Here is a 22,865-nt window from a genome sequence, read left to right as displayed (position 1 = left end):
TGCGGATCACTCACCCCGCGAGGCCACGCCACTCTACTCCGCCAGCAGCTTCTTCACCTGCTCCTCCAGCCCTTCAAAGGCGGTCTTGCTTGCCACCACGCCCTTCTTGTTCAGCAGCCACGCCGTCGGGATGGACTCGAGTTTGTATTTCACGAAAAGCTCATTCTCCGCGCCTTTACCGTCAAAATACTGCGGCCACTCCATGCCCTTCTCCTTCAAAAAGGCCTCCAGCTCCGCCTTGTCCTGGTCCAGTGAGATGCCCACCACCTCAAAGCCTTTTTCGTGCAGCTCTTGGTAGAGCTTGATCACCTTCGGCAGCTCTTCCACGCACGGCCCGCACCATGTGGCCCAAAAATCGATCAGCACCACCTTGCCCTGCAGCTTGCTCACATCCACCACACGACCATCCAATGCCGTAAACTTCAGCTCCAGCGGCTTGGTCCGGAAGCTGACCTCCGCGAGCCTGTCCTGCACCATCTTGTTCAGCTTTTCCGCAGGATAATTCTTCAGATGCTTTTCAGCTTGGGCAATCCAGGCTGCTGTGTCTCCGCCTGGAGCGAGAGCGGAGTCTGAGGCCAGCATTACTTGCGTCAGGCTCGCTTGAGATCTCGTCTCTGGCTTCGCATCCGGCGCTTTCGTTATTTCCTCCAGACTGATGGCCTCCCTTGCTGGCGCAGTCACGCCCGCCAGAGCTCGCAGACGCCCAAGCATCGCGGCAAACAAAGCCACATCCCAGCGTTCGGGGTTCGCAGGAGCAGCCTTCATGGCAGCCTCATACGCCGCATCAAAATCCATCAGGCTTTTCTTCAGCGTCAAGCGCGCGGCATCACTCGTCTGCGGGTCCTCCTTGAGATTGCGGATGCTTTCCATGATGTCGGCAACCTTCTTCCATTCAGCATCGGCCTCAGCCGCGCGCAGCATGGTGGAAATGGCCAGGACAAATGTCGTGACCCCGAGGCAGAGAAGACGGTAGGCTTTCATGAACGTGGGCAGCCTAAACGGACGCAGTCCCTGCCACCAATCTTTTTACCCAAAGATTTCCGTCACCGCCTTCCCCTTCCCGTCTTCTGTCACGTAGAAGGGCCGTCCCTCGATCTCAAATTCCGTCTTCGGGCTGATGCCCATCGCCGTCATGATCGTCGCATGCAGGTCCATCACGCTCACCGGATTCTTCGTCGCGATCAGCGGTCTCTCGTCAGCCGTCTCTCCATACAGGTGTCCCTTCTTCACTCCGCCGCCAAACATCACCACGCTTGTCCCTCCGGTAAAATGGCGGTGCAGCCCGTAGTGCTTCATCTCGCTCAGTGTGTCCACCTTGAAGGTCGTCTGGTCGTTCGCATTCGATCCCGGCTTGCCCTCCATCAGCGCATCACGGCTGAACTCGCTCGCGATGATGATCAGCGTCCGGTCCAGCAGCCCCTTGGCCTCCAGGTCGCGCACTAGCTGCGCGATGGGCATGTCGATCTCCTTGTGCATCGCCTCCACCGTCGTGTGGCCGTCCTTGTGCGTGTCCCATTGAAAAAACGGCACATACTCCGTCGTCACCTCCACAAAGCGCGTCCCCGCTTCCACCAGCCTCCTTGCCAGCAGGCACCCGCGCCCAAAGCGCCCCGTGTCATACTTCGCATAGCTCTCCTTCGGCTCCAGCGTGATGTCAAAGGCCTCCCTCTCCTTCGCGCTCAGCAGGCGGTACGCATTGTCCATGCTGCGCAGCATCGACTCCTGCTGGTAGTCGCTCATAAACTCGCGCTGCGGGCTCTGGTCCACCAGCTTTCGGAAAAGCCGGTCACGATTCGCAAAACGGTTCGCATCCATCCCCTTCGGCGGCTTCACACTCTGCGCCGCCTCCTCCGGAAACGGCAGGTTCATCGGCCCAAACTCACTGCCAAAAAATCCCGCTGTGGTAAAAGCCTTCAGCTCCTCGCTTTCGCCCACACCTTCCAGACGCTGGCCGATGTTGATAAACGCAGGCATCACCGGATTGCGCGGCCCCAGCACCTTCGCCATCCATGCGCCGATGTGCGGGCATGCCACCGTCTGCGGCGGCACATAGCCCGTGTGCCAGTGGTACTGATGCCGCGAGTGCAAAATGCTCCCCAGATCCGGCTGCACCGCGCTTCGGATCAGCGTCGCACGGTCCATCACCTGCGCGATGTTTTCCAGCCCCTGGCAGATCTTGATCCCGTCCACGCTCGTGTTGATTGCCGGAAACGTGCTCAGCATCCGCTTCACCTCCAGCCCCTTCTCAAACGGCAGGTACCCCTTCGGGTCAAAGGTGTCCGGCGCCGCCATGCCGCCCGCCATCCACAGCAGGATGCACGCATCCGCCTTCGCGGGTGGGTGCGTCACCTTGTCGCCAGACTTCGCCCAGATCGCTCTGGGCTCGCCGGTCATCCACGCCGCAGTGCTGGCCGCCGCCAGTTTCTTCAGGAAATCACGGCGCACCAGGTGCTCGGGCAGGGAGGGATCAAAATCGTGCATGGCAGTACCAGTAAAACGCTCCCAGAATCACTTCGCTGGCTCATTTTTCTTCTTTCCCTGCCCGCGCGGCGGATCCCCTGGCATGCCCGCGTGCATCTTTCCGGCGGTAGGGTCATGCGGCCCTTCCGGCAGCGTTTTGGCCCACGCAGCCACCTGCCCTGCCAGCTTTTCCACCACCTCAGGATGATGCTCGGCCACATTGTTCAGCTGCGTCAGGTCCTTCGTCACGTCATACAGCTCCACGCGGCTCCGGTCAGGGTTCATCAGCAGCTTCCAGTCTCCTTCGCGGATCGCCAGCTCCGGGCTGTGGTGAAACGGTTCGCCCGCAATGTTAAACCGCCACTCCCACATCAGTGGCTTGCCACGCGGGCGCTCGCCCCCCGTCATCACGTCGCTCACATTCTCCCCGTCCAGCATATGCCCTTCAGGTATTTGCACCCCTGCGATCTTGCAGATCGTCGGCAGCCAGTCCACGCCGGCCAGCACCGCCTTGTCATTGATCTGTCCCGCAGGCACCTTCCCCGGCCAGCGCATGATGCCCGGCACCCGAATGCCTCCTTCATACAGGCTGCGCTTGCGTCCGCGGAAAGGCCCCGCGCTGCCCACGCCGCTATGCCCTGCATTGCCGATGTGGATGTCCTCCGGCCCGTTGTCACTGCTGAAAAGAATCAGCGTGTCCTTGTCCTTGCCCATCTTCTCCAGCTCCGCCATCAGCCTCCCCACCTGCGTGTCTAGGTCCGTCACACTCGCGGCAAAGACCTCCATCGCAGCCGCCAGCGGAAAGTCTTTCCCGCCCGCCCTCAGGTGCGCATATGCCTTCATCTGCTCAGGCGTCGGGTTCAGCGTCGCATGCGGCACCAGCGTCCACAGCTGCAGGTAAAACGGCTTGTCCCCCGCTTCTCCGATAAACTTGATCGCCTCATCCACAAACAGCGCCGTGGACTTGGCGCGGAAGTATGGATCCGCGGCCGGACCATTCGCCCCTTCTTTCTCAGAGGTCCCCACAAAATCGAAACCATACGCGCCGATCTCCGGCCCGCCTGATGCATTGCCTAGATGCCACTTCCCGATGTGTGCCGTCTTATACCCGGCCGTCTTCAGCAGCCGCGCCGCGTTCGGCACCTGCGGCTCCAGCCAGTTGGACATGCCACGCGCCTCATTCTGCTGCGGCGTGGCATAGTGCCCGTGGATGCGATGCCTCGACGGATACTGCCCGGTAAAAAAAGCGCAGCGGCTCGGCGAGCACACCGAGGCGTTCACATAAAACTGCGTGTACACCGTCCCCTGCCGCGCCATCTTGTCCAAGTTCGGCGTACGGATGATCCGGTTGCCATAGCACCCCAGATCTCCCCAGCCCAGGTCATCGGCCAGGATGAAGATGATGTTCGGTTTCTCCACCGCCGTGGCGGTCAGGGTCATCAGCAGAAAGAGGGCTAGAAATGGGCGCATGGCAGCCGCAAACGACGCCACCCACCTCAAACTGTCACCATTGCTCCCAAGATTCCGCGATTGACGCGCGTCTAGCCTTCGCCATTTCCATACTCCGTGCCCAGTCTCCACCATCTGCTGTTTATCCTGCTGCCCCTTGCATTGGCGGTTCGCCTGTATGTCAGGCCCCGCCCCGCTCAGCTCGAGTTCGCCGAGGCCGTGCTGCGCTTCTGTCTCGGAATTGGCAAATGGGTGCTTCTCGTCGCTCCTCTCTGGCATCTTGCCGTGATCGTCGCCCACGGCGGCCCCGACAGCCTCGGCACCAGCATCGCCTGGATGGGCTTTCTCGGCACCCTGATTAGTCTCCACTTCGCCTGCACCGGCGCGGGAGATATCCTCGTCGGCCTCGGCGGCATGTTCGGCTTCACGGTGCCGGACTCCATTCAGGAAATTCTCTCCCTTCGCAGCCTCACCAAAGACAAAGCGCACTGGCTGCTCCTGCTCCTCCTCGCGGTCACTCCGCTCGCTATCCTTTGGCAGACCGGCTCGTGGGACGATGCCTGGCTCCATCTCAAATCCCTGCACCAGCCCCCGCGCCAGACCTACGCCACCCTGCTGCAGCAGACCCGTGTGCGCACAGACTTCCATGTGCTCACCATCATCGCGGGACTGGCCTGCCTCTTCGGCCTGCCCCACTCGCGCGATTTCCTCCGCGTAGCCGCCCCCTGGAAGGCCACCGTCTGCCTCCTCACCTTCGCTTTCGCCATCGCCATGCTGTGGACCCACGCCTCACCCACGCCATGAAGCCCCCCACCGCCAAAGTCTCTCCTCCCAAGGGTTTCGTGCCTGAGCCAGACCCACGGCTCAGCCCGCGCACCGTTCAGAATGTGCTGCGTGTCTTCACCCTGCTCCTGGCGCTGCCGCTGCTCTTTGAGGGCGTTTCCTTTCTCCTCCCCTCCCGGACCAATCTCGCCGCCGCCACCGTCCGCAGTGGCATGCAGTGGCTGCTCCTCAACCTTCTTGGCGAGGGCAACAACCGTGTCTTCGCCGGAAAGGAAGACTGGCTCTTCAGCCATGCGGAGCTCGACCGCCATACCCACGCCAGACGCCCGGACAGCGGCCTGCACGCCTCCCTGCTCCAGCTCGCCTCTCAGCTCAAGGCGCAGCAGACACCGCTTCTCGTCGTCGCCATCCCGGACCGCGCCACCATCTACCCCGAGCAGCTTCGCCCAGGCCGTTACCTGGACCCCATTCGCCAGAAAGACGAAGCCGGCAGGCTCGCCTCGCTCAAAGCCGCTGGTGCCGAGGTGCTCGACATGACGGAGCCTCTCTGGACCCTCCGCGACAAAAAACCCGTCTTCTACTCCCACGACAGCCACTGGACTCCCGAGGCCATGAAGTTCACCGCGCTCGCAGTTCACAAGCTCGTTCGCGAAAAATATCCCCGCCTTTGCAGCCCGGATACCCCGCTTATCAACGCCACCCTCCTCGACCGCACAGATCCCGGCGACCTCGCACTCCAGCTCGCCCCGCTCTTCGCCGGCTCCCTGATGGGCCTCGAAACCGCCGAGCTCGTCTCCATCCAGGGCATCGAGCCCGCAGCCTCCTCCCCCATCGTCCTGCACGGCGGCGCCCTCATGCACGTTTACGACGATGCCAGACTCAGCTTTGGCGGCGGCGACAAATCCCCCCGCGCCGGTTTCATCACCCAGCTGGCCACCCTCATCGGCCGCCCCTTGGATGTCAGGGCCATGCCGCAGCCTGCGGAAAAATACGAAGACAAGAAGCTCGTCATCATTCTGTTGCCCATGGCGGAACTGGTGCCGTAAGTTGGCGGCCCTTTCCCATGCTGCGCCTTCTCCTCCACTTCTTTTTCGGCGGCGTCTTCGTCTATGCCGGCATTCTGAAGGCGGCGGACCCCATGTCCTTTCTCGATGACATCCGCAGCTTCGACCTCCTGGGAGATCCCTGGGCCGCCTGGCTCGCCATGGGCCTGCCCTGGCTGGAAATCCTCGCCGGACTTGCGGTGATGAGCGGCGTGCTCCGCTCCGGCGGCCTTCTCGTCCTCAATGGCTCCTTGCTCGTTTTCCTGGCCGCCATCTCCATCTCCTGGGGGCGTGGCATCGACATCCGCTGCGGCTGCTTCGGCCACGCCGACGCCACCTCCAATTACCGCGACCTCATCCTGCGGGACATCCTGCTGCTCATCGGCGGACTCGTTCTGGTATGGCACGGCAAGCCCCGATCAAAAGCATGAGCGCCGAACTCAAATACCACTTCGCCTCGGACAACACCTCCGGCATCTGCCCTGAAGCCTGGCAGGCCTTGGAGGACGCCAACTCCGGCTACCAGCCCAGCTACGGCGCCGACTCCATCACCGCAGAAGCCTGCGAAACCTTCCGCTCCTTCTTCGAAACCGACTGCGACGTCTATTTCGTCTTCAACGGCACCGCAGCCAATTCCCTCTCCCTCGCCACCCTCTGCCAGAGCTACCACAGCATCATCACCGCGCAGGAGGCCCATGTAGAAACCGATGAATGTGGAGCACCGGAGTTCTTCAGCCACGGCTCCAAGATCCTCCTCGCACGCAGCCCTCTGGGAAAACTCGACCCCTCCGATGTCGAGCGCCTCGCCACCAGCCGCACCGACGTCCATTTCCCCAAGCCTCGCGCCCTCAGCATCAGCCAGAGCACCGAGCTCGGCACCGTCTATCGCCCCGGCGAAGTCAAAGGCCTCGGCGCTGTCGCAAAACAACACGGCCTCTCCATCCACATGGACGGCGCTCGCTTCTTCAATGCCCTCACCGGCCTCAATTGCGCCCCCGCAGACATCACCTGGCGCGCCGGGGTGGACGTCCTCTGCTGCGGCGGCACCAAGCTCGGCATGGCCGTCACCGAAGCCGTTGTCTTTTTCAACAAAGAGCTCTCCCAGGAGTTCGCCTACCGCTGCAAGCAGGCCGGACAGCTCTGCTCCAAAATGCGCTTCATCTCTGCCCAGTGGCTCCGCATCCTGCGCGACGATACCTGGCGCAGGCACGCCCAAAACGGCAACACCCTCGCCCGTCGCCTCGCAGACGCCCTCGGCCACCTCCCCGGTGTGCAGATTCTCTACCCGGTCGATGCCAACGCCGTCTTCGCCAAGCTCCCCGAAAAAATGAAGGACGCCCTCAAGGCACGTGGTTGGGTCTTCTACAGCTTCATCGGCGGCGGCTCCCGCCTCATGTGCTCCTGGCGCACCACCGAGTCAGACGTGGACGCCTTCGTCGCCGACGCCGTAGCCTCGGTCTGATCTGCTTTTTTACAAACCTTCTGGCTCGTCGCTGCTCTCATCACCCTGTCCCTGCGTCACCGCAGAGGTCCGCTGGAAATGCAGCTGCAGCACGCGCCGCAGATCCGCCTTCGTCGTCGTCACTTCATAGTCCTCGATCGTCACCTTCTCCCCCACCTTCGGCAGATGCCCCAGCAGGTGCGTCACATAGCCGCCGATGGTCGTCACTTCATCGCTCTCCAGCTCGATCCCCGTCTGGTCTGCCAGCTCATAGAGATTGAAGGTGCCTTCGACCGTAAACTCATTGTCGTTGATACGGCGGAACTCACTCACCTCGTGGTCAAACTCATCCTGAATGTCTCCCACGATCTCCTCCAGCACATTGTCCAGAGTCACGATGCCCACCGCTCCGCCAAACTCATCCACCGCCAGCGCCACATGCACGTGCTTGTCCAGAAAGAAGCGCAGCAGCTTGTCGATCGGCATCATCTCCGGCACCATGTGCAGCGTGCGCATGATCTTGCGCAGATCCGGCTGCGGCTTCCCGATCAGGCTCAGCAGGTCCTTGATGTGAATGATGCCGATCGCGTGGTCCAGATGTCCTTCCACCAGCGGGTAGCGCGTATGCTTCGTATCGATCGCGATCTTGAGGTTGGCTTCAAAGGTTTCATCCGCATCCAGGGACACCACCTGGTTGCGCGGCGTCATCACATCACGCACGCAGCGGTCGTTCAGCGCCAGCGCATTCAGCAGGATGTCCTTCTCCGTCTCCGTCACCTCCTTGGACTTCTGGCTCTCCGCCACGATGTGCCGCAGCTCTTCTTCAGAATGGGCGATCTCATGCTCCGACACCGCGCTGATGCCCATCGTCCGCAGCACCATGTTCGTGCTCGCACTCAGGATCCAGATCGCCGGCTTCAGCACGACATAAAACAAATGCAGCGGCCGCGCGATTAAGAGCGTCATCGGCAGCGATTTGCGGATCGCCAGCACCTTCGGCGTCTGCTCCCCCAGCACCACGTGCAGGTAGGTCACGATCGCATACGCAATGCCGATCGATGTCCACCGGATCACCGTCTCGCTGACAATCCCGATCTTGAACAGCATCGGCTGTACCACGATGGCCACAAATGGCTCGCCAAAAATACCCAGCGCGATGCTCGTCAGCGTGATGCCCAGCTGCCCGGCGGAAAGGTACGCATCCAGGTTACGCGTCACATTTTGCGCGAACTTCGCTCCGCGCGTCCCCTCATCAATCGCAGCCTGCAGCTGGCTGTCGCGGACTTTGACGATCGCAAACTCCGCCGCCACAAAAAAGGCGTTCAGCAGCACGATCAGCAGCACGATCACGGCTTGCCAGAAAAGCTCCGAAGAGGTGAAACTCCACTCGCGTACGAGTTCAGCGGAGGCGTTGGCAAGCAGGAGTGTCATGAGGCGGCGCGGTCAGACGTTCACAGCTTCTCGTAGTTACCATCGCATCGCTTTTCGAGGATGGTGAAGCCGGCCGCTTTCGCGTCGGAAACAGAAAGGGGTTTGGTGATTTTGGGCGTGTTGAAGCCCGAGATCAGCTTTTTGACCGGCTGCTTGCATAGCGGGCAGCTTTCCAGCGCCGGCCTGCTCAGAGGTCGGCGCAGATCAAAACCTCTGCGGCACGCAGGGCATCCTTTCTCAGGGTCTTCAGCGATGTAGGAGTAGGTTGGCATCTACAATCAAATTATAAACGCTCCGCCCCTCCATGCAGCCGGAGTTTACCCCGGCTGCAAGTTCGGACGTATTCTTTACCAGCTGGACTTCGTCACCCCTGGGATCATTCCCTGGGAGGCGAGTTCGCGGAAAGTCATACGGGACATCTGGAAGCGGCGCATGAAAGCGCGACGGCGGCCGGACACGCGGCAGCGGTTGGTCAGACGGGTCGGGCTTGCATCACGGGGAAGCATGGAGAGGCCGACGAAGTCGCCTTTCGCCTTGAGTTCAGCACGCAGCTTTGCGTACTTTTCGACGGTTTTACGTTTGCGCTTGTCGCGCTCGAGCCAGCATGTTTTTGCCATAGGGGCGCGGAGTCTGCCTCAAAGCCTTCTTTTCGCAAGAGAAAATTTCCACTGGCGCTGCCTCTGATTCACGCTAAAAACCCCTCACTATGGTCATCTTTTACGGAATGTGTCTCGCCGCCGCGCTGCTTTTCTGCGGAGTTCTTGCTTTCACCTACCTGGTGAAAGGCTGAATCAGGCCGCCTCAGGGTCACTTATAAAGAAACGTCGTCAGCGGACTGGTGGCTGAAGCCTCCCCAGTGCCTTCGCTCAGCCCGATCTCATAGGCGCTTCGCCCCGCTTCCACGCTCATTTTGAACGCCTTGGCCATGCGCACAGGGTCAGATGCCACCGCAATCGCGGTATTCACCAGCACGGCGTCTGCACCCATCTCAAAAGCCTCCGCCGCATGACTTGGCGCGCCGATACCGGCGTCCACCACCACCGGCACCGTCGCCTGGGTGATGATGATTTCGATCTGCCGCCGCGTCGTAATCCCCTGATGCGAACCGATTGGAGAGCCTAGCGGCATTACCGTTGCCGTGCCCACATCCTGCAGTCGGCGGGCCAAAACGGGGTCCGCATTGATATAAGGCAGCACGGTAAACCCCTCTTTCACCAGCACTTCCGCCGCCTTCAGCGTCTCAATCGGGTCCGGCAGCAGGTAGCGCGGGTCCGGGTGGATCTCCAGCTTCACCCAGTTTGGCAGCCCGGCAGCCACCGCCAGCCTCGCCAGTCGCACCGCCTCCTCCGCATTCATCGCCCCGCTGGTGTTCGGCAGCAGCAGCACGTTTTTCGGAATGAAGTCGAGGATGTTCGCAAACGGATCCCCCTTGCCCGAAAGATCCGCCCGCCTCAGCGCCACCGTCACGATCTCCGTCTCCGACGCCACAATCGCGTCCCTCATCAGCTCTCCGCTGGCAAATTTCCCCGTGCCCAGCATGAGACGGGAGTTAAACTGACGGTTGGCAATGGTGAGAGGCTGATTAGACACGGGAAGTCAGAGATGCACCCATTCCCGCATCACGCAAGCATCACCCGCTGCAGCAGCTCGCCTGTCGGCGTCTGGATGCCGATGTAAAAATCACCAAATTCGCCATACTGCGCCGTCACTTCGTCAAAGCGCATCTCATACACGATGCTCTTGATCTGGAACATGTCGTGCGCAAACAGCGTCACGCCCCACTCATAGCTGTCCAGTCCCGTCGAGCCCGTGATCAGCTGGCGCACCTTGCCGGCATACTTGCGTCCCGTCTTGGCGTGGCCGCCCATCAGTTCACGGCGCTTCGCAAATTCGTTCGCATACCAGTTCGCGCCCACGTTGCGGCGCTTGCTCATTGGGTAGAAGCAGACCACCTGCCAGTCAGGCATGTTCGGGTACAGGCGGTCGTTGAAGTACTTCGTCATGTGCCCCTTCCACTCGGCCAGCCGCTTCTCAAAGGCCTCCGTCCCCGGCGTCAGGTTTTCCGCCTTCTCCAGCTGCACCTTAAACTCCTCCTCGCTCTGCGAGTACTCCGTCCACTCTGTCATCGAGAGGTAGCTGTAAGCAGGCGTCAGCACATCCGGCCCCAGTGCCAGGCTGATCTGCTTTTCAAACTTTTGCGAGTCATGCAGGTCCGGTGTGATCAGCATGAAGCCCAGTTCCGACTTCGGCGATACCATCGCAAACGCCAGCAGCTGCGTGCCCGGGTGCTTGCGGATCGCCTCAATCGTGCGCGTAAAATTCTCCCGCCTCTCCTGCCGCTCCTCCGGCGTCAGCGCCGCCCAGTAGCCATGATCAATCGTGAAAAACAGGTGCTGCACCACCCAGCCCTCCTGGGCGATCAGCGGCTTCGATTCAGCAGGACCATTGGACGTCGGGAAAGAGGTGGGGATCAGCATGCGGTTGGTGGGGTGTTCCCTCCCTCATACGCCGGAATTCCCCCCGCTCAACGCCCTATCATTGGCTTTTGTTGTTCTAACACGATCAACTGCTGCTGATCCATGTTCACTTGGTCGTTTCCTGCAGACCGCCCCCACGCCCAAACCGCCCGCTTCGGCACACGATGGCTGCCAGCCCCATCAACCACAGCATGATCGCAAAAATCCATGGCAAATCAGGATGCGAGGGCGGCTGAGATGGAATCGGGCGCTCACCTGCCAGCAAAGAACACCAAGCCATGATGGCGTCTCGAATCCCAAACGTTAAAACTTTCCCAAAGCTCATGCCAAAACCGATCATGTAGATCGGCACCATGAAAAGCCAGGCCGTGCGTGTGAACCAAGCCAGAGTGACAGGAAACAAAGCGCAGTAGACACCACGCATTAAAACCGTGCCGGCATCCAGCTTGGCTCCACCAATTACAGCCCCCCACAACCCAAGTCCATATCCGATGCCATAAACAGAAATGCCAGCCAGCGCGAACGCTCCAAACTGGCGCTCAAACCAGGTAAAATCTTGTTTTGGATTCATGCCCTCCATAAATCTCACCTCACCTCGCCACCGTCGGCGTCACCGCTGTCGTGCTCAGCCACGAAAACACCGTCTGATCCTTCGCCACCTGCCCCTTGCCCGGCACTCCGCTTCCTCCTCCGGTGCACGAGCTCAAAACACTGGCCGCAAGAAGAATGAAAGTGGCGGTTTTCATGGCTGTATTACCTTACCACCCAATGCACCGCTCGTCGATCCTCTTCCTCCTCCTTCTGGCCCTTCGCCTCTGCCCTGCACAGGAGAGCTTTGACCGCCTCACCTCCCACGCCGCCCCCAGGCCCCTTTCAGCCTCCGCCAAAAACAGCGACTGGCCCCGCGTCCTCGGCCCCACCCACGACGCCATCTCGCCCGAAACCCATCTGCTCAAATCCTGGCCTCAATCCGGCCTCAAGACCCTCTGGGAAGTCCAGATGGGCGATGCCTACAACTCCCCCGCCATCAGCGGCAGCTATTGCGTGCTCTTCCACGCCCTCGCTGGCAAAGAAACCATCGAGTGCCTTGATCGCGAAACCGGCAAACGCTTCTGGACCGCCGACTACCCAGTCTCCTACCAGGACCGCTATGGCTTCAGCAATGGCCCGCGCGGCTCCCCCGTCATCGCCGATGGCATCGTTGTCACCTTCGGCGTCACCGCCGAGCTTCACGCCTACGATCTAAAAACAGGCAAAGAGCTCTGGAAACACGACCTCCGCTCCGAATACCACGTCCCGCAGGACTTCTTCGGCGCAGGCGGCACCCCCCTCATTCTCGACGGCCGCGTCATCCTCAATGTCGGCGGCAAAAAAGCCCCCATCGAAGACACCGAGGGCCTGCGCGACCGCAAAGAGCGCCTCGCCGAAGCAGGCGTCAGCGTCGCAGCTTTTGACCTCCACAGCGGCAAGATCCTCTGGACCGTCGAAGACGCCTGGGGCGCCAGCTACGCCTCTCCCGTCCCCGCTCAGCTCCACGGCCAGACCAAGATCCTCATCTACGCGGGTGGCGAGAGCGACCCCGCCACCGGCGGCCTCATGTGCATCGATCCCACCTCGGGCAAGCTCCACTCCAAATTCCCCTGGCGCAGCGAGGACTACATCCAGGCCATCGGCTCCTCACCCGTCGTCATCCCCGGGAAAAACCGCGCCTTCATCACCACCGCCTACCCCAAAGGCCGCCCTCTTGGCGGTGCCATGGTCGAGTATGACGCCGACTTCCAGGCCAAGGAAGTCTGGCAGTCCAAAAAGCTCGGCGTTCATTGGATGAACCCCGTTTACCACGACGGCTATCTCTACGCCATCGATGGCGAAACAGAGCCCAAATCCCGCCTCGTCTGCGTCAATGCAGACACCGGCGCCGAAGTCTGGGAGCAGCACATCGAGTGGGAAGATTCAGAGTTCAGCAAGCAGACCGGCCGCTCCAATCCCACCCGCCTCAGCATCCTCCGCGCCAGCCTTCTCAAGGTAGACGGCGCCTTCCTCTGCCTCGGCGAGACCGGCTCCCTCCACTGGCTCGACCTCAGCCCCGCTGGAGCCAAAGTCATCGCCCAGACCCAGCTCTTCTACGCCCTCAATACCTGGAGCCTCCCCGCCCTCAGCCACGGCCTGCTCTATGTCCGCCAGCAGTCACAGGACCTCCTCAGAAAGTCCGACTCCCGCGTCCTCTGCCTGGATCTTCGCGGCGAATAGACCTGTCCTCGAAAAGATTGTCGATTGAATCGGCGAGCGCAGCGTCCCCCCTATGGCAAGGCGGAAGCAACGAATGCAGCCACTCGGGCCGCTGCGCCATCCGGCTAGGTGACAAGATTTGAGAGTTGGTCAGAAATACCAGTTCCCGGAAAAAAAGTTCATTTTCTGAACTTTTTGTGACGCGTGCTTTTCACGCAAACAATGTGGCGCTTATTACTACAACCCGCCCTCATTTACAGGTTTTACGCGCTCTAAATAAGAGCGATCAAAGGGTGTGTTTTGTCACAAAACAACCAATTAAACTATTCATATACAATAGTTTAACCCCAAACCCAAGCGGAACCAACAATCTCAGGCCGATTTATAACCACCGGCCATTACAAACTTCCACCGCCTTTCTCCAAAGAAGGCGTTCTACCTATGCATCGCCCCGCCCGTATAGAAATGGCACATCACATGCTCATGCTCAAATCTCATGACCTCATATAAAGACGTACTCGACAAATGTGCCGGATTGAAAGCGGTCGCCTCTCTCTCGCTCCTCCTCTCCTTGGCTTCCTGCGGTGAAGACAAAACCGCAGTCGCCCCGCCTCCCAGCAAATCATACCCGGTCACCTCCGCCGTGGTCATGGATGTCCCTCACGGCCAGGAGTACGTGGCCAGTATTCAGAATTCCAATTTCATCGAGCTCCGTGCCCGCGTCAGCGGCCGCCTGGAAAAAGTATCTGCCGATGAAGGCCAGCGCGTCACCACCGGACAGCTTCTCTTCACTATCAGCAGCCACGAGTATCAGGAGGAGGTCAAGCGCGCCAATGCCCGTCTCAAGGGGGCCCAGGCTGAGGCCAAGATGGCCGAGATCGACCTTCAGAATAACCAGCTTCTCCTCGACAAAAAAATCATCTCCCTCTCCGAATGGGAAATGTCCAAGGCCAAGCTCGATTCTGCCATGGCCAGGGTGGACGAAGCTCTCACCACTGTCGCCGATGCCGAGCGCAGACTCTCCTATGCCGAAGTCCGCGCCCCGTTTGACGGCATCATCAACCGCATCCGCAGCAAGACTGGCAGCCTCATCGCAGAAGGCGATCTCCTCACCTCCATCTCCAATGACGGAGACGTTTACGCCTACTTCAATGTCTCCGAGCGCGAATACCTTGAACTCGCCAAGCGCCGCGATCTCGGCGAACAGGGCAGCGTCATGCTCGAACTCGCCAATGGCGAAATCCACCCTCATCAGGGCAGGATCGAGACCTGGGAAAGCGTCATCTCCAAAAGCACTGGAAACATCGCCTTCCGCGCTAGCTTCCCCAACCCAGAGCACCTCCTCAAGCATGGCTCCACCGGCAAGGTCATCCTGCGCTCAGAGCTCAAAAACGCGCTCGTCATCCCGCAGAAATGCACCTTCGAGGTCCAGCACAAAACCTGCGTCTTTGCCCTCACTCCGGAGAACAGCATCGAACTCCGCAGCATCGGCACAAAGCTCCGCCTCCAAAACCACTACGTCATCGACTCCGGCCTCAAGCCCAGCGACCGCATCATCTTTGAGGGCATTCAGGTGGTCAAGGAAGGCGAGGTGATCGCACCCGACTTCAAGGCGCTCGCTGAAGTGGCGCCCTTCTGACAGATGCCCCCAACCCCAACGGATAGCCGGGCGTGTAAACGGACGATGCGGACCTCCTCCGCATCCGGCTTCTGGCTCCATGCACCCAACCGACCAACCAGACGCCTCTGAATGATTCGCGAGTTCATCCGCAGACCCGTGCTCTCGATGGTGATTTCCATCATCATCACCTTCCTCGGCATCCTGTCTCTCCTCCAGCTCCCCATCACCCAGTTTCCCAGCATCGCACCTCCCGAGGTGAACGTGACCGTGGAATACACCGGTGCCAATGCCGAGACGCTCACAAAGGCGGCCATCGTCCCCCTGGAGCGCTCCATCAATGGCGTCCCCCGCATGAAGTACATGTCCTCCCGCGCCGCCAATGACGGCGTAGGCGTCATCTCCGTTGTCTTTGAAGTCGGCACAGATCCCGACGTTGCCGCCGTCAATGTCCAGAACCGCGTTGCCACCGTCATGGGCGAACTCCCGGAGGAGATCATCAAGGCCGGCGTCCGCATCGCCAAGGAAGAAAAGGCCATGCTGATGTACCTCGACATCACCAGCACCAATCCGGACATCGACGAGATGTTCCTCTACAACTTTGCGGACATCAATATTTTCACAGAGCTCAAGCGCATCAAGGGCGTCGGCTTTGTGGACATCCTCGGCACACGCGAATACGCCATGCGCATCTGGCTCAAGCCGGACAATATGCTCGCCTACAACATCTCGGCGGAGGATGTGCTCACGGCGCTGAAGGAGCAGAATGTCGAGGCCGCCCCCGGCAAGGTCGGGGAAAGCTCCGACAAGACAGAGCCTCACCTCCAGTACGTCATCCGCTACTCCGGCAAGTATCGAAACAAGGAGGACTACGAAAAGATCCCCATACTCTCCACGGATGAAGGCCAGGTACTCCGCATCAAGGACGTTGCCGATGTCGAGTTCAGCACCAACTACTTTGACGTCGAGGCCAAGCTCAATGGCCGCCCCACCGCCGCCATTCTCCTCAAGCAGCTCCCAGGCTCCAATGCCAACGAGGTCATCGCCAATATCAAGCAGCGCATGGCCGAGCTGAAAGAGTCCACCTTCCTCAAGGGCATGAACTACGAGATCAGCTACGACGTCTCGCGTTTCCTTGATGCCTCTCTGCATGAGGTTTTTCGCACCCTCGCAGAGGCCTTCCTCCTCGTTTCCGTCGTCACCTTTGTCTTCCTCCAGGACTGGCGCTCCACCTTGATCCCTGTCATTGCCGTCCCCGTGTCCCTCGTCGGCACCTTCTTCTTCATGCAGTTGCTCGGCTTCTCTCTGAACCTCATCACCCTCCTCGCCCTCGTCCTCGCCATCGGCATCGTGGTGGACGGCGCCATCGTCGTGGTCGAGGCCGTTCACGCCAAGATGGAAACCTCCGGCGCTGGCCCCCGCGAGGCCACCGAGTCCGCCATGGAGGAGATTGGCGGCGCCATCATCGCCATCACCCTGGTCATGGCTGCCGTCTTCGTGCCCGCTTCCTTCATGTCCGGCCCCTCGGGCATCTTTTACCAGCAGTTCGCCCTCACCATGGCCATCGCCATCGTGCTCTCCGGTGTTGTGGCTCTCACCCTCACGCCCGCCCTCTGTGCCTTGATGCTCAAAAGCATCCACCACTCCTCCGGCGGCGGCGGCCTGCTGGGGCGCTTCTTCAAGCTCTTCAATCACAGCTACGACAAAGTCTCCGGCGTTTACTCCAGTTGGATCACCGCCCTCGCTGGCAGGCGCACCATCAGCTGGGGCATCCTCCTCGGCTTCTGCGCCCTCATGGTGTTTGCAGGCGGCAGGCTTCCCTCCGGCTTCATTCCCAATGAAGACCAGGGCGCCTTCTACATCGGCGTCACCACCCCTGCGGGCTCCACCCTGGAGCGTACCAAGGCCGTGATCGATGAGATCCAGGCCTCCTGCGAGGGCATCTCCGCCATATCCTCCGTCTCCACTCTCGCTGGCGTCAACATCATCACAGATGCCAGCGGCTCCACCTACGGCTCCTGCCTCATCAACCTCACCGGCTGGCACGACCGCTCCGAGTCCGTCAGGCAGGTCATGGACGAGCTCCTCCGCAGGATCAAGCACATCAAAGACGCCAAAATCGAATTCTTCTCCCCGCCTGCGGTTCCAGGTTACGGCAACGCCAGCGGCTTCGAGCTCCGCCTCCTCGACCGCACCGGCAGCGGCGACTTCAAAAACATGGAGCGCGTCGCCGCCAGGTTCATCACAGATCTCCAGTCGCGTCCTGAAATCGCCAACGCCTTCACCAGTTTCGACGCCAGCTTCCCGCAGTACATGGTGCATGTGGACAATGACCGCGCGGCCCAGAAAGGCGTCACCACCAGCAATGTCATGAGCACCTTGCAGACCCTCCTCGGCGGCAAGTACGCCACCAACTTCATCCGCTTCGGCCAGCTCTACAAGGTCATGGTTCAGGCCCTCCCTGAATACCGCGCACATCCTGAGGACATCCTCAAGCTCCACGTCAAAAACGAGCACGGAGAGATGGTCCAGCTCTCCACTTTTGTGGAGCTGGAGAAAGTCTACGGCGTGGATCAGATCACCCGCTACAACATGTTCACCTCCGCCGAGATCAATGGCGAGCCCTCCGCCGGATTCAGCAGCGGCGCCGCCATCAAGGCCATTCAGGAGACAGCCCGTGAAAAGCTGCCCAAAGGCTTCGGCATCGACTGGGCTGGCATCACCCGCGACCAGATTCTCGCCGGCAATCAGGCCGTCTTCATCTTCATCATCTGCCTTGCCTTCGTCTACCTGCTGCTCTCCGCGCAGTATGAGAGCTTCCTGCTCCCCCTGCCCGTCATCCTCTCTCTGCCCACCGGCCTGCTCGGCGCCTTCGCCTTCCTTCTTTGGATGGGCCTGGAAAACAATATCTACGCCCAGGTTTCCATGATCATGCTCATCGGCCTCCTCGGAAAAAATGCCATCCTCGTCGTCGAGTTCGCCATCCAGCGTCAGCGCGAAGGTCTCACCCCTCTGCAGGCCGCTGTCGAGAGCGCCGTCTCCCGCCTGCGCCCCATCCTCATGACCTCTCTCGCCTTCGTCGCCGGCCTCAGCCCCCTCATGGCGGCATCGGGTGTCGGCGCTGCAGGCAATCGCACCATCGGCGCCTCCGCAGTTGGCGGCATGATCTTCGGCACCGTCTTCGGCATGCTCCTCATCCCCGGCCTCTACGTCATCTTTGCCTCCTTCACCTCAACCCCCAAGCCCTCCAAGGAACCGGAACATGCGTGAGTCCCTGCATCTGAGCTGGCCTTTTTTCAGCGCCTGCATTTCGTTCGTCACCCTGTTCTGCACCAGTTGCGAGGACTTCCGCCGCTTCGGCAAAAAATCCCCCACCTCACCCTCAGCCGCTCAGGCCCCCGACAAGACCGCCTCCTTCACCGGCGTCAGTCAGTGGCGCAGACACTTCACAGATCCCCACCTCCAGTCTCTCACCGACAAGGCGCTCGAAAACAATCGCGACCTCAAGATCGCGCTCCAGCGCATCGAGATGGCCAAGGCCCAGATCACCGCCGCTCGCAGCGCCTTGGCTCCCAAGGTCTCCGGCACCGCTGGCGCTGGCCTCCAGCGCTTCGGCCTCTACACCATGGATGGCGCGGGCAACAGCACCTCGCCCATCTACGATGGCCGCATCATTCCCCGGGATCTGCAGGACTACTCCGTCGGCCTCCAGTCCAGTTGGGAGCTCGACATCTGGGGAAAACTCCGCAGCAAAAGATCCTCCGCCACCGCCCGCATGCTCGCCACGGTCGAAGGCCGCAATCTCGTCCAAACTCAGCTCATCTCAGAGCTCGCCACCGCCTATTATGAGCTGGTAGCCCTCGACGCCGAGATCATTAACATCGACGAGACCATCAAGCTTCAGAAAGACGCCCTCGAAACCGTGCAGATTCAAAAGCAGGCCGGCGCTGCCAATGAACTCGCCATCCAGCAGTTCGAGGCCCTGCTCTACAACCTTCAGGGCATGCGTCTCGACACCCAGCAGCAGATCGTTCAGCAGGAGGGTGTCATCTGCAGCCTGCTCGGAGACCCCAAAAGACCGGTGATGCGTAACAGGACCTCACTTCACGACGCACACCTGCCTCAGCTCTCATCCAGTGTTCCAGCGGACCTCCTCAAAAATCGCCCTGACATCCGGCGCGCAGAATTCGAGCTCGTCGCCGCCAAGGCAGATGTAAAGGCGGCCCGCGCCGCCTTCCTCCCCTCGGTCTCCATCAATGGAGTTCTCGGCCTCCAGGCCTTCCGCAGTAATCTCCTTCTCAATGCTCACTCCGCCACCTACTCCGCCGTCGGTGGCCTTGTCGCTCCACTGATCAATCGCCGCGCCATACAGGCCGAGTTTGATCACGCCAATGCCCAGCAGCTCGAAGCCCTCAATGCCTACCAGCAGTCCATCGTCAATGGCTACGTCGAAGTCCACAATCAGCTCGCCTTCATCCGCATTCTCAAAGACCTGCAGGCTCTGAAGAGCAAGGAGGTCCAGATCCTCATCGGCTCCGTCAGCACCGCCACAGACCTCTTCCGCACCCGCCGCGCCACCTACCTCGAAGTCCTCAATGCCCAGCAAAACGCCCTCAAGGCCAGGCTCCAGCTCATCGGCGTCATGAAGCGCCAGTTCCAGGTTCAGGCAAACCTTTACCGCGCCCTCGGCGGCGGCTGACACCCCCTCCAAATTTCATGCTTGGCGGAACGCGGGCGGTTTGATAGCCTTCCCTGCATCCCGTACCATGAACACTCAACTCATTGTCCGTATTGGTGTCGCTGCGCTTGCGCTTCTGATCATTGCCCTCCTCTGGAATATGGTCAAAGACGCAGGAGATGGAATGAAGCTCGTGTTTGTGATTCTGCTCGGCTTGACCGGCGGAATCCTCGCCGTGAAATACCTCATCCCCATGCTTGGGGATGCCGTCAGTGAATCCGTCTTCTCCTCCGGCGAAAGAACGGAGCAGGACGAAATGACCAAGGCCGCCGCCAGCATCGCTCAAGGCGACTACCAGGGTGCCATCGAGCATTACGAAAAGATGCTCGAGGACAAGCCCGACGATCCCTTCCCCGTCGCTGAAATCGCCAAGGTGTATGCCGAGCGCCTCCGCGATCCCCAGTCCGCCCTCAAGGCTCTTGAGGACCATCTGCAGAGCAAGGATTGGCCCGTCGACGATGCCGCCTTCATCATGTTCCGCATCGCCGACGTCCACATCACCCACCTCCACGATTACGACACCGCACGCGATATGCTGGAACAGGTCATCGGCAATTTCCCAAACACCCGCCACAGCGCCAACGCCCACCACCGCATCAGCGAAATCGAGCAGATTCAGTACAAGATGCTCGTCGATCAGCGCTCCAAAAATGCGGCTTCAGCGGCTGCGAAACTGTGAGACTCCCCTCAGTTCCGCAGTCCTTGCAGGACAAAACGCTGCGCTGGTCTCAGGCTAATCCTCTGCTCGTCCTGGCGCTGGCGGCGGCATCTGGCATCATCATCGCTGACGCAGGCTGGCTGCACTCGCTTTCGTCCTGGCTGCCGGCCGCTTCTCTTGTGCTGCTGGGTGCGGCCCTGCTTCGCGGACGTTCATGGCTGCTGCTTCCCGCTTGCCTGCTGGTCTTCGCCTTCATCCACACCACTCGCACAGAGGAAACCTTCCGCCACCCGCTCCGCCTCGCTTTGCAGCATCAGTCCCGGCCCGTGCAGGCCGTCATTCGTGGCAGCCTTTTGCCGGAGTATGACAACACCGCGGACGAGCGCGCCCATGCTCTCTGCATCTCTCAAAAAATCGAGGCTCCCGCCATCGGCCTCTCGATGCATCAGCCGGCCACGCTCCTCGTGCGGCTTCCCAAAGGCGTGCTCTTCCCCGGCCCCGGTATCTATGAGATCCACGGCACTCTCCAGTTGCCGCGCACTGCCTCCAATCCTGGCGCTTTCGATGCTCAGACCTACTCCCTCCTCATGGGCCGTGTGGCCCGGCTCGATGTCACCCACATGCAGCGCATCAGCATCAGCGGTGGCGAAACTCTCTGGTGCTCCTTTCTCGATAAAGCCGAGGCCTGCAGGCGCTGGATCAGCTCTCAGCTCGCTTTGGATCTTGAGGAGGACCCTCAAATGGTGGCCGTCCTCCGTGCCATGGCCCTCGGCATGTCGGCAGATGCCGATGATGAAATCGAGGAGGCCTTTCGCAGCAGCGGCACGCTTCACGTCTTTGCCGTCAGCGGCATGCAGGTCGGCCTGCTTGGCGTCATCGCTCTCTTGCTGCTGAAACAGCTCGGCATTCGTCGCGGCCTCGCCCTCTGGCTCGCCATCCTCATCGTCTTTGCTTATGCCTTCGTCACGGGCTGGCGGCCTTCCGCAGCGCGCGCCGCCTTCATGGTCGCCATCTTTCTCAGCGCCACGCTCGTGGACCGCGAGGCCTCGCTTCAAAACAGCCTCGGTGCCGCCGCCCTGCTCCTTCTCGGCACAGACTCAAACCAGCTCTTCATGCCCGGCTTCCAGCTTTCCTTCGGCGTGCTCTGGTTCAGCTCCATCGGCTCCGCTCCTCTGCTGGAAAAGCTGCTGCCCTTCACTCGGCTCGATCCCTTTCTCCCACCCCAGCTCGCCTCATGGCACCAGCGCGCCTGGAGCTGGTGCCGTCTGCGTTTCGCAGAGATTGTCAGCGTCTCCGTCGCCGCCTGGCTTGGCAGCCTGCCTTTCATCCTCGCCCACTTTCAATCGGTCACTCCCGTCGCAGTCCTCGCCAACTGTGTCCTCGTCCCCCTCTCCACCTTCTGCCTCGCCGCCACCTGCATGAGCCTCTGCGCCGCCACTCTTCATCTCAGCGGCGCCCAGATCATCCTCAACAACGCCAACTGGGCGCTCGCCAAGGCCATGACCCTCAGCGCCGCCTGGTTCGCCAGTCTTCCGGGGGCAAACATCCACTTCACCCCTGCGTCCGTTCTTCCTCATGCTCCCGCCACGCTCCACGTGCTCGAGCTTCCCTTCGGCGGCGCCGCCAATCACCTCCGCATCGGCCGTCGCCACTGGCTGCTCGATACCGGCGCTGACTCCAGCTTCCAGCGCGTCCTCCGCCCCTGCCTCCACACCAGCGGCGTCAACTCATTGGAAGGCGTCTTCCTCAGTCATGACGATGCCGACCACATCGGCGCCATCTCCAAAGTCCTCACCGCATTTCATCAGCCGCAGTTATACTGCAGCGCACTCGAGCCCGTAAAGCGCGCTTCTCCCTCCTCCACACTGCGCCAGCTCCTCGCCCAACCCGGCTCGCCCACAATCCACCGGCTCGTAGCGGGAGACCTCATCCCTCTCTCGCACACCGCTGACTTTAAGGCGCACGTCCGTGTCCTCTACCCGTCCGCAGAAATCCAGAGCCAGCGCGGTGACGACCGCGCCATGGTCCTCATGCTCCACCTAGGCCCCTGGCGCGTCCTCTGGCTCAGCGATGCCGGATGGTCCACCGAGAAAACCCTCTGCTCCAGCTCCGCCGATCTCCGCTGCGATGTCCTCATCCGCAGCCAGCACGAGCTCGACCAGGCCACCTCCCCGGAGTTCCTCCTCAAAGCCTCACCACAGCTTATCCTCTCCAGCAGCGACGCACGCGCCACCCAGACCGCCCCCTCCACCACCGTTGCAGATCACGCCAAAGCCCAAAACATTCCCCACCTGGACACCTGGCTCACTGGCGGCATCGACCTCGAATTCACCCCCGCCCAGCTCCAAATCTCCACCCATCGCACCCACCAGCACCTCACCCTCAAACCACGCCCCTAGCTCGTTTTAAAAATAATCGTAGCCAATACCTCTCCTTCAGGAGGAGTGGGATCGTCCCGATCCCACACACGCCCGCACCGTCCAGCCTGCCCGCGCATCCTCACACACTCTCACTCCATAAGCAGACCATTTTCCAACA

General features: G+C 60.8%; 20 protein-coding genes. 10 read left to right on the top strand and 10 right to left on the bottom strand.

The genetic code is table 11. The annotated features are described in order from the left end of the window. Positions 1–33: 33 nt before the first annotated feature. Genes HNQ65_RS21190 through HNQ65_RS21180 form a run of 3 tightly spaced genes read right to left on the bottom strand, consistent with a single transcriptional unit; the run spans position 34 to position 3,930 of the window. The gene (locus HNQ65_RS21190) at positions 34–981 is read right to left on the bottom strand and encodes a TlpA family protein disulfide reductase (RefSeq protein ID WP_184342785.1); all 948 of its coding nucleotides are present in this window, start codon (positions 979–981) and stop codon (positions 34–36) included. 45 nt (positions 982–1,026) lie between these two features. Next, on the bottom strand, positions 1,027–2,481 hold the full coding sequence (locus HNQ65_RS21185; RefSeq protein WP_184342783.1) for a DUF1501 domain-containing protein: 1,455 nt from the start codon (positions 2,479–2,481) through the stop codon (positions 1,027–1,029). A 27-nt stretch (positions 2,482–2,508) separates the two neighbouring features. Next, positions 2,509–3,930, bottom strand: coding sequence for a sulfatase family protein (locus HNQ65_RS21180; protein WP_184342781.1), 1,422 nt, complete (start codon positions 3,928–3,930; stop codon positions 2,509–2,511). A 96-nt stretch (positions 3,931–4,026) separates the two neighbouring features. On the opposite strand from HNQ65_RS21180, the gene HNQ65_RS21175 reads away from it, so the two are divergent. From HNQ65_RS21175 to HNQ65_RS21160, 4 genes are read left to right on the top strand one after another with little or no spacing between them, the layout of a single operon-like run. Then, complete coding sequence (locus HNQ65_RS21175) at positions 4,027–4,713, top strand: hypothetical protein (RefSeq protein WP_184342779.1); 687 nt, start codon at positions 4,027–4,029, stop codon at positions 4,711–4,713. Beyond that, entirely contained in the window at positions 4,710–5,738 is a 1,029-nt protein-coding gene (locus HNQ65_RS21170) for an alginate O-acetyltransferase AlgX-related protein (RefSeq protein ID WP_184342777.1), read from the top strand. Before HNQ65_RS21175 ends, HNQ65_RS21170 begins: the two co-directional genes overlap by 4 nt. 17 nt (positions 5,739–5,755) lie before the next feature. After that, positions 5,756–6,166, top strand: a complete 411-nt coding sequence (locus HNQ65_RS21165) for a MauE/DoxX family redox-associated membrane protein (RefSeq protein ID WP_184342776.1) — start codon at positions 5,756–5,758, stop codon at positions 6,164–6,166. Then, positions 6,163–7,197, top strand: a complete 1,035-nt coding sequence (locus HNQ65_RS21160) for a threonine aldolase family protein (RefSeq protein WP_184342774.1) — start codon at positions 6,163–6,165, stop codon at positions 7,195–7,197. Before HNQ65_RS21165 ends, HNQ65_RS21160 begins: the two co-directional genes overlap by 4 nt. Positions 7,198–7,206: 9 nt before the next feature. Here HNQ65_RS21160 and HNQ65_RS21155 read toward each other — a convergent pair whose 3' ends face one another. From HNQ65_RS21155 to HNQ65_RS21125, 7 genes are all read right to left on the bottom strand, one after another. Further along, entirely contained in the window at positions 7,207–8,607 is a 1,401-nt protein-coding gene (locus tag HNQ65_RS21155) for a hemolysin family protein (protein ID WP_184342772.1), read from the bottom strand. 20 nt (positions 8,608–8,627) lie between these two features. Then, positions 8,628–8,879: an FmdB family zinc ribbon protein gene (locus tag HNQ65_RS21150; RefSeq protein WP_184342770.1), complete on the bottom strand. Its 252-nt coding sequence runs from the start codon at positions 8,877–8,879 to the stop codon at positions 8,628–8,630. 75 nt (positions 8,880–8,954) lie between these two features. After that, complete coding sequence (gene rpsN / locus HNQ65_RS21145; RefSeq protein ID WP_184342768.1) at positions 8,955–9,224, bottom strand: 30S ribosomal protein S14; 270 nt, start codon at positions 9,222–9,224, stop codon at positions 8,955–8,957. A 190-nt stretch (positions 9,225–9,414) separates the two neighbouring features. Next, positions 9,415–10,197, bottom strand: a complete 783-nt coding sequence (locus tag HNQ65_RS21140) for a thiazole synthase (RefSeq protein ID WP_184342766.1) — start codon at positions 10,195–10,197, stop codon at positions 9,415–9,417. A 29-nt stretch (positions 10,198–10,226) separates the two neighbouring features. After that, positions 10,227–11,084 (bottom strand): hydrogen peroxide-dependent heme synthase, encoded by an 858-nt coding sequence (gene hemQ / locus HNQ65_RS21135; protein WP_184342764.1) that lies wholly within the window; start codon positions 11,082–11,084, stop codon positions 10,227–10,229. Positions 11,085–11,190: 106 nt separating this feature from the next. Further along, positions 11,191–11,655: a hypothetical protein gene (locus HNQ65_RS21130; RefSeq protein ID WP_184342763.1), complete on the bottom strand. Its 465-nt coding sequence runs from the start codon at positions 11,653–11,655 to the stop codon at positions 11,191–11,193. Positions 11,656–11,674: 19 nt separating this feature from the next. Continuing rightward, entirely contained in the window at positions 11,675–11,830 is a 156-nt protein-coding gene (locus HNQ65_RS21125) for a hypothetical protein (protein ID WP_184342761.1), read from the bottom strand. Between the two features lie 22 nt (positions 11,831–11,852). Here HNQ65_RS21125 and HNQ65_RS21120 point away from each other — a divergent pair, with 22 nt between their 5' ends. The 6 genes from HNQ65_RS21120 to HNQ65_RS21095 all read left to right on the top strand — a co-directional run bounded on the left by HNQ65_RS21120 (position 11,853) and on the right by HNQ65_RS21095 (position 22,726). Continuing rightward, positions 11,853–13,334: a PQQ-binding-like beta-propeller repeat protein gene (locus HNQ65_RS21120; protein WP_184342759.1), complete on the top strand. Its 1,482-nt coding sequence runs from the start codon at positions 11,853–11,855 to the stop codon at positions 13,332–13,334. A 475-nt stretch (positions 13,335–13,809) separates the two neighbouring features. Beyond that, positions 13,810–14,952: an efflux RND transporter periplasmic adaptor subunit gene (locus HNQ65_RS21115; RefSeq protein ID WP_184342757.1), complete on the top strand. Its 1,143-nt coding sequence runs from the start codon at positions 13,810–13,812 to the stop codon at positions 14,950–14,952. Positions 14,953–15,063: 111 nt separating this feature from the next. Then, positions 15,064–18,201, top strand: a complete 3,138-nt coding sequence (locus HNQ65_RS21110; RefSeq protein ID WP_184342756.1) for an efflux RND transporter permease subunit — start codon at positions 15,064–15,066, stop codon at positions 18,199–18,201. After that, positions 18,194–19,630, top strand: a complete 1,437-nt coding sequence (locus HNQ65_RS21105) for an efflux transporter outer membrane subunit (protein ID WP_184342754.1) — start codon at positions 18,194–18,196, stop codon at positions 19,628–19,630. Before HNQ65_RS21110 ends, HNQ65_RS21105 begins: the two co-directional genes overlap by 8 nt. Before the next feature lie 67 nt (positions 19,631–19,697). Beyond that, on the top strand, positions 19,698–20,348 hold the full coding sequence (locus HNQ65_RS21100; protein ID WP_184342752.1) for a tetratricopeptide repeat protein: 651 nt from the start codon (positions 19,698–19,700) through the stop codon (positions 20,346–20,348). After that, positions 20,345–22,726, top strand: coding sequence for a ComEC/Rec2 family competence protein (locus HNQ65_RS21095; protein WP_184342750.1), 2,382 nt, complete (start codon positions 20,345–20,347; stop codon positions 22,724–22,726). Before HNQ65_RS21100 ends, HNQ65_RS21095 begins: the two co-directional genes overlap by 4 nt. Positions 22,727–22,865 lie beyond the last annotated feature (139 nt).

Source organism: Prosthecobacter vanneervenii (assembly GCF_014203095.1).
Taxonomy (GTDB): Bacteria; Verrucomicrobiota; Verrucomicrobiia; order Verrucomicrobiales; family Verrucomicrobiaceae; genus Prosthecobacter; species Prosthecobacter vanneervenii.
This window is presented reverse-complemented; position numbering and strand designations above follow the sequence as displayed.

What these genes read in the sequence shown, in the direction of transcription:
- HNQ65_RS21105 (WP_184342754.1), top strand. Translation starts at nt 18,194, where the DNA reads ATGCGTGAGTCCCTGCATCTGAGCTGGCCTTTTTTCAGCGCCTGCATT.
- HNQ65_RS21110 (WP_184342756.1), top strand. Translation starts at nt 15,064, where the DNA reads ATGATTCGCGAGTTCATCCGCAGACCCGTGCTCTCGATGGTGATTTCC.
- HNQ65_RS21185 (WP_184342783.1), bottom strand. Translation starts at nt 2,481, where the DNA reads ATGCACGATTTTGATCCCTCCCTGCCCGAGCACCTGGTGCGCCGTGAT.
- rpsN (WP_184342768.1), bottom strand. Translation starts at nt 9,224, where the DNA reads ATGGCAAAAACATGCTGGCTCGAGCGCGACAAGCGCAAACGTAAAACC.
- HNQ65_RS21190 (WP_184342785.1), bottom strand. Translation starts at nt 981, where the DNA reads ATGAAAGCCTACCGTCTTCTCTGCCTCGGGGTCACGACATTTGTCCTG.
- HNQ65_RS21120 (WP_184342759.1), top strand. Translation starts at nt 11,853, where the DNA reads ATGCACCGCTCGTCGATCCTCTTCCTCCTCCTTCTGGCCCTTCGCCTC.
- HNQ65_RS21160 (WP_184342774.1), top strand. Translation starts at nt 6,163, where the DNA reads ATGAGCGCCGAACTCAAATACCACTTCGCCTCGGACAACACCTCCGGC.
- HNQ65_RS21155 (WP_184342772.1), bottom strand. Translation starts at nt 8,607, where the DNA reads ATGACACTCCTGCTTGCCAACGCCTCCGCTGAACTCGTACGCGAGTGG.
- HNQ65_RS21100 (WP_184342752.1), top strand. Translation starts at nt 19,698, where the DNA reads ATGAACACTCAACTCATTGTCCGTATTGGTGTCGCTGCGCTTGCGCTT.
- HNQ65_RS21130 (WP_184342763.1), bottom strand. Translation starts at nt 11,655, where the DNA reads ATGAATCCAAAACAAGATTTTACCTGGTTTGAGCGCCAGTTTGGAGCG.
- HNQ65_RS21115 (WP_184342757.1), top strand. Translation starts at nt 13,810, where the DNA reads ATGACCTCATATAAAGACGTACTCGACAAATGTGCCGGATTGAAAGCG.
- HNQ65_RS21125 (WP_184342761.1), bottom strand. Translation starts at nt 11,830, where the DNA reads ATGAAAACCGCCACTTTCATTCTTCTTGCGGCCAGTGTTTTGAGCTCG.
- hemQ (WP_184342764.1), bottom strand. Translation starts at nt 11,084, where the DNA reads ATGCTGATCCCCACCTCTTTCCCGACGTCCAATGGTCCTGCTGAATCG.
- HNQ65_RS21150 (WP_184342770.1), bottom strand. Translation starts at nt 8,879, where the DNA reads ATGCCAACCTACTCCTACATCGCTGAAGACCCTGAGAAAGGATGCCCT.
- HNQ65_RS21165 (WP_184342776.1), top strand. Translation starts at nt 5,756, where the DNA reads ATGCTGCGCCTTCTCCTCCACTTCTTTTTCGGCGGCGTCTTCGTCTAT.
- HNQ65_RS21180 (WP_184342781.1), bottom strand. Translation starts at nt 3,930, where the DNA reads ATGCGCCCATTTCTAGCCCTCTTTCTGCTGATGACCCTGACCGCCACG.
- HNQ65_RS21170 (WP_184342777.1), top strand. Translation starts at nt 4,710, where the DNA reads ATGAAGCCCCCCACCGCCAAAGTCTCTCCTCCCAAGGGTTTCGTGCCT.